Below are 7,571 nucleotides of genomic sequence, written 5' to 3' on the forward strand. Positions count from 1 at the left end.
TCAACACTTATTTTAAAAAAGATGAAAAAACTGAACTAACCGTCTATTTTTCATTCAAATGTGATGATTAGTAGACAATATGGACTAATTACTAATAGGATGGGAATTCAGATCCTATAAAGTAGTAGTTCTTAAAGTAGTATTTGATCCTGCCGTTATTATATAAATGCTTAATATTAGCGATAGATATTAAGGCTTGCGTAAAGGAATACGTATAAGAATGTATATAAGCGTAAATGACCTACGCTTTGTATTCTTTATAAATGTATTAATACTGGTGGTGTCAGAAATTGACTACGCAATAATTATAAAGGTGGGTTTATGTTACGAACTCTTACATTGCTATCAGCAGCACTACTAGCTTCTCAAGTTAGTCACGTGGCAATGGCACAAGACACTTCTTCTGATGATGTTATTCAGCCATCCACTTCAGCGAGCGTAGAAAAATCCGTTGAAGAGTCGAATCGCTTTCAAACAGCCTTTCTAAAACGTCAAGTTGATCAGACCATGTCTGTAGGACGTGCAATTAGCTCTATTGCTGGTCACTACCCGCAGGAAATAGTGTCTATCGTAGACATTGCACTAGATACTTATCCTGATAAATATCGAGAAATAATCTTTGCAGCCATTTCGGCGCAGCCTTCCTCAACTGAAGAAATTGTTCAGCTGGCTATCGAGAAAGAAGTGAGTAGCTGCCCTAACATTGTTCAGTTAGCCATTAAAGCAGAACCTACTTATGTCGACTTTGTGGTACAAGCAGCGGCCGTGTCCACACCTGAAGAATTAGATGAGATTGTGCGCGTGGCTGTATTAACTCAACCCGATGCGGCAGATAGTATTGTACAAACATTATCTAAAGAGCATCCAAACAAAATCGTCGACATTATGGCTAGTGCGCTAAATGCAGTGCCCTTTGTTGGCGAATATGTAGTAGACGCACTTTTAGCCGTATTTCCAAACGAAGCGGAAACGGTAGTTGAAACAGCTGTAAGAGAGTCGGCCCAGCAGCGTGAACAAGTAATGCGTATATTAAATACTGCACAACACGCAGGCGTCTCTCAAGATAAGTTAAAAGAGTACGCTATGTCTGCCGGACTGAGCGAGGACGACGTTAATAGTGCATTAGGTAATTAAGCCCTAAAAACTAAGTTTATAAAAAACGGCGTATTGATTAGCTCAGTACGCCATTTTTTTATATCACTCTATTAGTCGCTGCTTTGTTGGTTACTATCGTGGCTATGCTATTTGTAAAGGCTACTACCTATTAAGCGACTATCATCTCTTTTATGCCCGTAAGATTTATAGTCGCTAATGGCAAGCGGAGTTTGCCCTGCTCTTTTCATCAAAAATCTGTGTTAATAAGAACCTTTAACTTTCGAATGAATATAGCATGGCGGCCTCTTTATAAAGCATCAGCTCTGCTTTTAGTAAGTCGACCTTAGCTTTAATCTCTTTGATCTTCGCCTTAATTTCGTTCTGAGCTCGCGCATTCAATACAAACATATCACTATCACCTGCGTCAAAGCGTGTTCTTTCTACTTTAGACAAGGTTTTTGCTAATGCCGCATTTTCGCTTTGCAATGCCACAATGTCTTTTGCTTGCGACCAGTACACTAGGGCTTGTTCGAACCGTTGTTCAATAGCTTGCTGTGTGGATGTTAGCTTGTGTGCAAGCTCCCTTTGCTTTGACTGAAGTTGAGCTCGCTCTGCTTTTGCCTTTCTATTGCCTAGCGGATAAGAGAACGACAAACCTACTTTCGTTTCTGTGCCCTCCAGTGTTTCCGAGCCCGCCCCCACATCTCTAGCAATAGACGCGGTAAGATCAAGCTTTGGTAGTAATGCATTGTCAGCAAGCGCTACCTTATTTTGTACCACCTGCTGTTCCAACTTCATTACGTCTAATTCAGGGTGGTTACGCAGTGCATTGCGAAGCGTAACCAGCTGACTGTTGCCAACCCAGTAGGGCCAGCTTATTTCACTAGGCGGCTGCTCACTATTAATTGCTAACATATCGCCACTGGGTGAACGCCAGTAAAAAGATAGCATTTGCGCGTGCATGTCGCGCTTTTGTTTAAGTTCGGCCAATGTTAAACGCTGTTGAAGCAAATTGGCTTTAAACTCGGTAAGCACAATACTGGCTAAGTCGCCCTTCTCCACTCGAGTAACCAACGCTTTTTCACGTTCAGACGCCGTATCAAGTAACTCGGTAACCGCTTGAATTTGTGATGCACTTTCGTACCATGCAATATATTCACTTACGCCTTTGTAGACAAAGCCGTTAATCAGGCTTGTGGCTAATGCCTGCCACTGGGACGTAGCCAACCCTGCATTACGCAATTCAGTCCTACGCTTATCTATCTCTCGATTTTGTAACAGCGACATAGCAATACCCACGCTAGCTTCGCCGCCCGATAGCGTATCGTAATCCCCCTCATAACTTGGAAAGTCTCCACCTGCTATCCGGTACTCACCAAATACTGCCCCGTTAAAATCTTCAATAGGGTTTGTAAAACGTTGTGTGAGGTTTGTCCCATCGTAGTAACCCGATACCCGGCTTTTCGTTTTCTGTTCAATGAAGGGGTCGAAACTGCTTCTTGCTATCTCAAGCTCAGCTGCCGCTTGATAGTTTCCTTCGTTAATTGCCAGCACGTACGGGTGATAATTCACCATGCTATTAATCAACGCTTCAATGGTTGGCGCCTGTCTAGCGCTTTGAGTTTGCACTTGGTGACTATTTTGCGTCTGCGAATATGCGCCAGATGCACTCCCATCTATATAGGTAGCTAGAGCAATTGCAGTAAAAAACAATCTGCGCATTACCATATTGACGCTCCTGAGCCCTTCGCTCCTCCTGAAGATGGCTGCTGTGTGGGTAACGGTGGGAAGTTATTTAACTGTCGCCACATTTCATAACCTAAACGAACTTCTTCTAATAGTACCCATGCTTTTACCCGGCTACCTAGGCGAGCAGAGCTTTCAGCTGGCCATGGAATATCTGACTCATCAGGCTTTATCCAAACATTAAAATCGCCCGTTGCGTTGGCTACCGGCTCTACATATACCACTTCACCGCCAAAAGTTCCTATTGCGCTTCCTGGCCACCCGCTAAACTGGAAAACCGGCCAACCATCAAACTGCAGACGTGCCTTCGCGCCAGGTTTTACTAGCGGTGCGTCTAGACCTCTAACCGTTACCCGTACACTACGCTTGGCATCGGCAGGAATGAACTGACCTAGAATATCCCCTGATTTAACGAAGGTAGACACGCCCCCCGACAGCAAACGCACCACTGTGCCGTCTACCGGCGCAAACTTAGTCTGGGTAGATTGGCGAGACAACGTCATACTTACTTCGTTTATTTCAGATACCGACGCTGCAGCTTTTGCCCTTAGTTCCTGTACTTTGATTTCAGCTTGTTCTACTTCTTTGCGTGATACCAAGCCCTGCTCCTGCAATGACTTTTGCCGCGCCAAGTTGTTTTCGGCATTTCTTACCGCCGTTTCATTAGCTTGATTTTTCAGGTTCGCTGCCGAAAGCTGAGACTGCAGCTTCTCAAGACGCTGGGCATCGATATCAATTAGCGTGACGATTGGCTCCCCCGCTTTTACCTGCTGACCTTCTCTCACATGCCACTTTTTTACCTGCCCATCGACAAGGGCATTGATAGGCTGAGTTCTGTCTTTCGGGTCGAGCGAGTCGACCATACCCGTGCCATAGGCGGTTTGGATCCAAGGGGTGAAGTACAGTATCAAACCAGCGGCCAGCACCAAGAAGATTATTACTCCAGTAATAACGCGATGTAGCTTAGGTACTTTCAAAGCAGGCAAAGAAGTAATGTTATCTAGAAAGCGACGTTCTGCGTTATTCACTTACTTGTCCTCCTTGTTATTTTTCTCATCGTTCTTTTGAACATCAGCTTTTTGTGCGCTATTGGTCTGGGCATTCATAGCACTAGTACTTTCTTTCACGCTGGCAACCGGCGATTCACCATTTGTATATTCGTTTAACATGGCGGTGGCATTGTCGTGTAAGTGCAATACACCCTCGAAGCAATCTGGTATTGGCATATTTGTAAAATACATTACAGTAAAGTCGTACTTGCTTAGGCGTCTAAGCAATCGTGTCCGCAGCTCTATGGGTATAGCATCAAAGTGCTGGTTTAATATAAGAAGTTTGGGTTTCCCAATAATGGCGGCGGCCAGTTTAAGCAGCAAGAACTCAAGCGGTTGCAAAGGCGCGCCCAATACCGACACTTTAGTTTGCAAACCTTCAGGCAAGCTATCGATAACCTTCGTCATTTCTACTTCTTCAAGCGCAGCACGTATATCGGCAATAGTTGCCTGTGGATGAGCTAGTTTTAGATAGCGCTCTATAGATACTTCAATAATTAAAGAGCGGTCTAATATAGTGACGGCTTGCCTTAGTTCATGGGTGTCGTAGTCGTTTAGGCTAAGCTCCCCCAACAATATATCGCCCGATTTAACGCGGTCGTATTGCTTTAATAAACCGAGTAATTGTTTTTGAACCCAGCTTTTGTCAGTGGTAACAAAGTATTTCGTGCCTGGTTCAAACACCACATTAAGGTTGCAGGAATCATTACCATGTTTTAACTCTACATCGTTAAAAACGAGTTTAGACGATGCTGGTATATGCTCTGAAGCATTTAGCTCTTCTTGAGGCATAGCCAAAGCACCACCCAGCTTTTCGGCGGCACCATACAGTTCATAATATAGTTTAAGGTACTGAGTGAAACGCGACAAACCGAAGAATACGGCTGACATAACAAGCTCAGCTGCAACGAGCTGACCAATAGACAGCTCGCCTTGTACGACAAGCACACCACCTATACCTAATAATGACGCACTTGCTACGGCATACATCAGTAGGAACATAACCACCTGCGAAAAGGTGTAGTGGAAGTGGCTCTTGTGTTTCTTAACGTAGTTGCTTATGTAGCCTTCGGTACTGCGGCCGGCGTATTCGACGTGATCGGCAGATTTGAAAAACTCATGAGCGGTCGCGATATCGTGTAGCCATTTTGCTGAATCATATTTAGCGTGAGAAAGTTCAATGGCGGTACGCTTAGCGCCGCGGCCCCAAATTTTCCATACGGCGTACATGGTTAGAAGAAGCACTACGTTAAATGCGAAAAGGGCTGGATGGTAAAAAGAAACCAATGTGAAACCCACCAGCATTTGTAATACCAATGCGAAACCGTCGATCATGAGAGAAGGCATATTCTTTTGAAACGTCATAATGTCGAAATAACGCTGCGTAATGCTCACGTTCTGGCGACCTTCAAAAAAACTATGCGGGGCAAGGATGGTTTTAAGCCCTAAGTCAGCGGTAAGACGCGCGTAAACCTTGCGCTCATAAAATTCCATAACGCGCATACGAAGGGCGCTGAATACACCTGATATAAACAGAGTAAGGAAAAGAATAACGGCCAGTATGATGACTGCTCGGGTAGAGCCAATATTGGCGATACTATTAATTAGCGTTTGTACGGCAATAGGTACTGCCAGTGTCATCAAACTGATTGCCACGCCATAAGCGATAGCAACCCAAAAAAAGCCAGCTTCAGGTCTTAGTAACGAAAAAAGTGTTTTTCGCGTTTTACGTAAATCTATTGGTTTAGCCATAGTTATGTCTTCAATATACCGCTAGCTTGGAAAAATTAGTTATGCGTTGTTTACTGCATCTATGAAACAACGCCTATAGTGTATTGCAATGGTTAGTTAGAATAAATCTGTTATATTCTTAATAGTTCATCGAAAATAATTGTCATTATAAATAATGGGGTCAGAGTACTTTTTCTCACCGCTCTATTATTTAATAGTATTTAGCGTCTTAATTAAGTATGCATCACCTAAACTACCATCACCTCTATTATTTTTATCTTGTGGCCCGCGAAGGCAGCATTGCCAAAGCCGCTAAGTTACTCCACGTTACCCCGCAAACGGTAAGCGGGCAACTCAGCACGTTTGAAAGTCAGCTGGGTTATTCATTATTCGACAGAATAAACAAACGGCTGTACCTAAATGCACGGGGTAAAGTAAGTTATCAGTATGCCAGTGAAATATTTCACAAGGGTAACCAACTGGCTGAAATACTTAACAATAGCGATGAAGTGAATACGAAAGAATTCGTAATAGGTATTACAAATGGAATTCCAAAAGTGCTTTTTTACGATTTTGTGCACGATACCATGCGTAAATTCTCGCAAGTAAAGTACGTTATTAAAGAAGATAGCTTTGACGGTTTATTAAAAGAGCTCGCCATTAACGCAATTGACTTTATTGTTGCCGACAGAGGCATTGCGCCTGGCACACAAATTAGTGCAAATAGCTTCTTCCTAGGGGAAAGTTCTTTGAGCTTTTTTGGTAAATCCCCCCTAAGTGAAGGGTTACAGTTCCCCGACTGTTTAAACCAAATGCCGCTGCTTATTCAAGGTAATACTTCTGGAATACGACAAGCGCTGACAAGCTGGCTTGAAGCCGAGCAGCTTTACCCCAAAATTGTTGCTGAGTTTGATGATACCGCGTTGCTGAAGTTATTTGGCAGTGAGGACTTCGGCGTATTCTGCGCACCTTCTGCTATTTCGAAGCACGTTGAAGAACAGTACGGCGTGCACTGTATTGGTAACGCCAATACCCTTAATGAAAGATACTACGCCATTACCGGTAAAAGCCGTGCCGACTACACGATAAGTGAAGCGATTGTTGCCTCGGCTCGCGAAATTTTAGCGTGACGCTCTGAGTTATGGGGTCAGAGTCGGGACTCTGACCCCAATGCTTCATGTAGTCGCGTTTTAAACTGTTCTGAGCCAAGCGCCTTACCTATTTGACTGTATGTTCGAATACGCTCTATATCTTTATTTGAAAGTTCGTCATGAAAAAGTGCGCTGTAAGACTTTTGCCGTGCTTCAGGATCTGTGCCTAATGATGTATATATTGGGTGCTCAGTGCATAATGAGGTGTGAACCCCACGCGCATTGCGATGATAGCTTGACCACTTATATTTAGCTGGGTGTTTCACCAGGCCAGCTCTTACTGGATTGAGCTCAATGTAGCGTGACACAGTCATTAAGTATTTCTCTGAATCCACTACACAGGAACGAAAACGCCCTTCCCATAATGTTCCGGTACGCCCATATTTTGCATTAAATCTTCTTACATACATTCGACCGATTGACTGCATCATTGCACTTACCCCCCTATTATCTTCTTGAGGTGTGCAAAGTAAATGCACATGATTTGTCATCAATACCCAGGCATGTATATGTATATTAAACTTTTTCGCGTAGACATTGAGCCATTTTACGTAAGCAATAAAGTCCTTTTCACTTAGAAAGCAATTAGAACGATTATTGCCGCGTTGAATAATATGTACAGGGAAACCTGCTGGGGAAATCCTTCTCCTTCTTGCCATACTATAGCTCCGATTAGTCGTTATTACTTATCGATGATAAGTGGACTTTTGCGGAGTACAATCCTGTACCTAGAAAATTAGGCTCAAAGTTCAGCAACGAAGTTGTTGGAGTCAGTGAAGCACTGGGGTCAGAGTCATGA

General features: G+C 43.6%; 6 protein-coding genes. 2 read left to right on the top strand and 4 right to left on the bottom strand.

The features are described 5' to 3' along the window. Positions 1–321 precede the first annotated feature (321 nt). On the top strand, positions 322–1,134 hold the full coding sequence (locus tag RJ41_RS14075) for a hypothetical protein (protein ID WP_039222076.1): 813 nt from the start codon (positions 322–324) through the stop codon (positions 1,132–1,134). A gap of 234 nt (positions 1,135–1,368) precedes the next feature. Here RJ41_RS14075 and RJ41_RS14080 read toward each other — a convergent pair whose 3' ends face one another. The 3 genes from RJ41_RS14080 to RJ41_RS14090 are packed head-to-tail and all read right to left on the bottom strand — an operon-like array spanning position 1,369 to position 5,642. After that, a complete protein-coding gene (locus RJ41_RS14080; RefSeq protein ID WP_039222079.1) occupies positions 1,369–2,823 on the bottom strand; it encodes a TolC family protein in 1,455 nt (484 codons plus the stop codon). After that, positions 2,817–3,869 (bottom strand): HlyD family secretion protein, encoded by a 1,053-nt coding sequence (locus RJ41_RS14085; protein WP_039222081.1) that lies wholly within the window; start codon positions 3,867–3,869, stop codon positions 2,817–2,819. The genes RJ41_RS14080 and RJ41_RS14085 overlap by 7 nt, the downstream gene beginning before the upstream one ends. Beyond that, complete coding sequence (locus RJ41_RS14090) at positions 3,870–5,642, bottom strand: ABC transporter transmembrane domain-containing protein (protein ID WP_084081895.1); 1,773 nt, start codon at positions 5,640–5,642, stop codon at positions 3,870–3,872. A gap of 218 nt (positions 5,643–5,860) precedes the next feature. On the opposite strand from RJ41_RS14090, the gene RJ41_RS14095 reads away from it, so the two are divergent. Beyond that, a complete protein-coding gene (locus tag RJ41_RS14095) occupies positions 5,861–6,751 on the top strand; it encodes a LysR family transcriptional regulator (RefSeq protein WP_039222084.1) in 891 nt (296 codons plus the stop codon). 17 nt (positions 6,752–6,768) lie between these two features. Here the strand turns inward: RJ41_RS14095 and RJ41_RS14100 are convergent, their stop codons facing one another. Further along, positions 6,769–7,431, bottom strand: a complete 663-nt coding sequence (locus RJ41_RS14100; protein ID WP_039222088.1) for a transposase — start codon at positions 7,429–7,431, stop codon at positions 6,769–6,771. Positions 7,432–7,571: the final 140 nt, after the last annotated feature.

Origin of the sequence: Alteromonas marina (assembly GCF_000808575.1) — a bacterium.
Taxonomy (GTDB): Bacteria; Pseudomonadota; Gammaproteobacteria; order Enterobacterales; family Alteromonadaceae; genus Alteromonas; species Alteromonas marina_A.

Excerpts from the sequence above, each read along its gene's own strand:
- RJ41_RS14090 (WP_084081895.1), bottom strand. The coding sequence starts at position 5,642 with ATGGCTAAACCAATAGATTTACGTAAAACGCGAAAAACACTTTTTTCG.
- RJ41_RS14075 (WP_039222076.1), top strand. The coding sequence starts at position 322 with ATGTTACGAACTCTTACATTGCTATCAGCAGCACTACTAGCTTCTCAA.
- RJ41_RS14080 (WP_039222079.1), bottom strand. The coding sequence starts at position 2,823 with ATGGTAATGCGCAGATTGTTTTTTACTGCAATTGCTCTAGCTACCTAT.
- RJ41_RS14095 (WP_039222084.1), top strand. The coding sequence starts at position 5,861 with ATGCATCACCTAAACTACCATCACCTCTATTATTTTTATCTTGTGGCC.
- RJ41_RS14100 (WP_039222088.1), bottom strand. The coding sequence starts at position 7,431 with ATGGCAAGAAGGAGAAGGATTTCCCCAGCAGGTTTCCCTGTACATATT.